The following is a 2,686-nucleotide window of genomic DNA, read 5'->3' as shown; positions in this document are numbered from 1 at the left end:
CTGACCGTCATCTCATTGCTGAGACAACGCTTAATACTTTTGTGAACATTTGATATTTTAAGTAATCAAGAACCGAAGTTCTTGGCACCTTCATCAAACGCCCACACTTATCGACTGTTAATTTTTAAAGAACTTGTTCGGTACTGCCTTGCTGTGTTCTGCGAATCGTTTTGTTCGTCAGCAGCGAAGAAATGAGATTATGCAGTGTTTCGCGTTACTCGTCAACTCTTCTTTATTTCACCCAACTGTTCGTAACGCACTTTCGACAACGCCCAACTACTTGATTTCGTTGGTGGTTTCGCAGCGCTACTGCAGCGGGAGGCGCATCATAGCAAAGCTGTCGGGAGACTGCAAGTGTCGCAGGAAGGATTCTTTCGCTTGCCTGGATACCGCCCGCCTGACCTCCACAGTTCACTGCTCCAGACAGGGAAAAGCTCAGCATCTGGTTTGACAGGAGCGCCGGGAAGACTCGGAGGAGTCTTGCGATCTTGAAATCTTGCCCTTATGAGCGCTAGCGAACAGAGCAGTGCGTGCATAAATGTCATAATTCGCATTGGAAACCGTTCTAAGGAGGCGGCTTCCTATGTTCTGGTCCTGCCGGCGTCGCCCTCAGGATGGTTCGAAAACGGTACTCGACACGGAAACACTGCTTGAATATTTTGAAACGCACTACCAAGATCTTCGTCTGCTCCAGAAGCCTACCAGGCACCACGCTTACACCGTTCGATAGCTACCACAAGCTTCGTCCAGGTCTCCGCCGTCCGGCAGCACACTCGATCAACCTGGCTCCAACACCGATGCGCCTGACGCTCGCTTCGCAGGAAGCGGCGCCGGCCTCGCATGCCGCGTGAGCGGAGCCGGGTGGTGCGGCTTGCATTGTCTCGGCCTTGTCGCTGACGCGTCAGGCACGGCCGGCGCAGTCGCCCTCCCGCCGCCTCCCTTTTCCGAATAACCATTTCTCACCCAGTAACCTTGTCACATAAAGAAGAAACCGCTCAATGAAAAACACCAGCAAACTTGCCGCAATGATCGCACTGGCCTGCGCAACCATGATGAACGCGCATGCCCAAGGTCCGGAAACGGCACCAGGCGAATCCGTTTTCGTGAATCCTGACTGGGCGAACAGCGCCTGGTACATGGGTGCCGGCGTCGGCCAGTCGCGTGCCGATATCGATAACGCAGGCCAGCTCCGCGGCCTGAACGCAAATGGCGAGACCATGAACAGCTACAAGGCAGACGAACGCGATGTCGGCTTCAAACTGTTCGGCGGCAAGCAGCTGAACCGCTACTTCGCGGTCGAAGCCGGTTACTACGACCTGGGCAAATTCGACTTCGAAGCGACCACCTCGGGTGGCGGCATCCTGCGTGGCGAAACCAAGTACCGCGGTGTGAACCTGGACCTGGTTGGCCAGCTGCCGCTGACCGAACGCCTCTCGCTGCTGGGCCGCATCGGCGGACAGTACACGAAAGCGACGAGCCGCTTCAGCGGTAACCGCCTGAACGCGGTCACGACCCCGAATCCGCCAAACGAAGGCCGCCGCGGCGCCAAGGCCGGTGTTGGCCTCGAGTACAAACTGACTGAAGCCATGGCCCTGCGCGGCGAAGTCGAGCGTTATCGTGTGTACGACGCAGTGGCGAACCGCGGCGACATCGACGTTGCATCCGTCAGCCTGGTCTACAAGTTCGGCCGCCCAGCCGCAGCAGCTTACGTCGCACCGGCACCGGTCGTGGCGCCTGAGCCGGAACCAGCCGCCGCACCAGTGGCACCTGCGCCTGCACCTGAGCCAACTCCGGTCTCGGAAAAGGTATCGTTCGCAGCCGAAGCGCTGTTCGACTTCGACAAGGCTGTCGTCAAGGAAGACGGCAAAGCGGCCCTGGATGACCTGATGACCAAGCTGCAGGGCATGAACACCGAAGTGATGATCGCCGTCGGCCACACCGACTCGGTGGGCTCGAACGCCTACAACGACAAGCTGTCGCTGCGCCGCGCCGACGCGGTCAAGGCCTACCTGGTGTCGAAAGGTCTGGACCCAGCTCGCCTGTACACTGAAGGCAAGGGCGAAACCCAGCCGGTCGCCGACAATACCACCGACGAAGGCCGCGCCAAGAACCGCCGCGTGACCATCGAAGTGGTCGGCACCCGCACCGTGACCCGCTAACTCAGCGTCCGTCCTAAAAGACCGCCCGGCGTAAGCCGAGGCGGTTTTTTTACGTCTCGCGCATGCAACCGCCGGGCACGATAGCAATTCGATCGCGCTGCACCTGAAGCATCAGCAATCCGCCGTGCGCTCCGCAGAGCCGACCGGCGCCGGTCGAATCGCTAACGGAACCGTCAGCGCTTGCCGTTGTCCTATGTAAGTCAGCTGCAGCCGTAGCATGCACGAACATGACAGAACTGGGGGGTGCTTGTTGACCCGAGGTCCGTTAATCGGGGGGACAAGAGGGTGACAAGTGCCTGCCCAGTCCGCCCACGGCACCGATAGGGTATGGCCAGGCCGCGCCGGCTCCCCCGCCGTTTCACGACCCGAAGCCCAAACGCAAAAAACCCCGCAGGGGTGAGGGTCCAGGGTGTGGGCCCCCCCCCCTGCGGGGTTCTTGAGCGAAAAAAACCCGCCGAGCGTACTCAGCGGGTTTTTTCTTTATAACTAGCCTGACGATAACCTACTTTCACACTGGTTGCAGCACT

The 2,686-nt window shown here is 59.0% G+C and carries 1 protein-coding gene; it reads left to right on the top strand.

Annotation, left to right across the window (positions count from 1 at the left end; genetic code table 11):
• Window positions 1–998: 998 nt before the first annotated feature.
• The gene (locus ACFPAH_RS00005) at window positions 999–2,159 is read left to right on the top strand and encodes an OmpA family protein (RefSeq protein ID WP_379738712.1); all 1,161 of its coding nucleotides are present in this window, start codon (window positions 999–1,001) and stop codon (window positions 2,157–2,159) included.
• Window positions 2,160–2,686: the final 527 nt, after the last annotated feature.

Origin of the sequence: Massilia sp. GCM10023247 (assembly GCF_042653325.1) — a bacterium.
Taxonomy (GTDB): domain Bacteria; phylum Pseudomonadota; class Gammaproteobacteria; order Burkholderiales; family Burkholderiaceae_D; genus Telluria.
The sequence above is the reverse complement of the archived record's forward strand: the minus strand, read 5'-3'. Positions and strand labels throughout refer to the sequence as shown.

What these genes read in the sequence shown, in the direction of transcription:
- ACFPAH_RS00005 (WP_379738712.1), top strand. Translation starts at nt 999, where the DNA reads ATGAAAAACACCAGCAAACTTGCCGCAATGATCGCACTGGCCTGCGCA.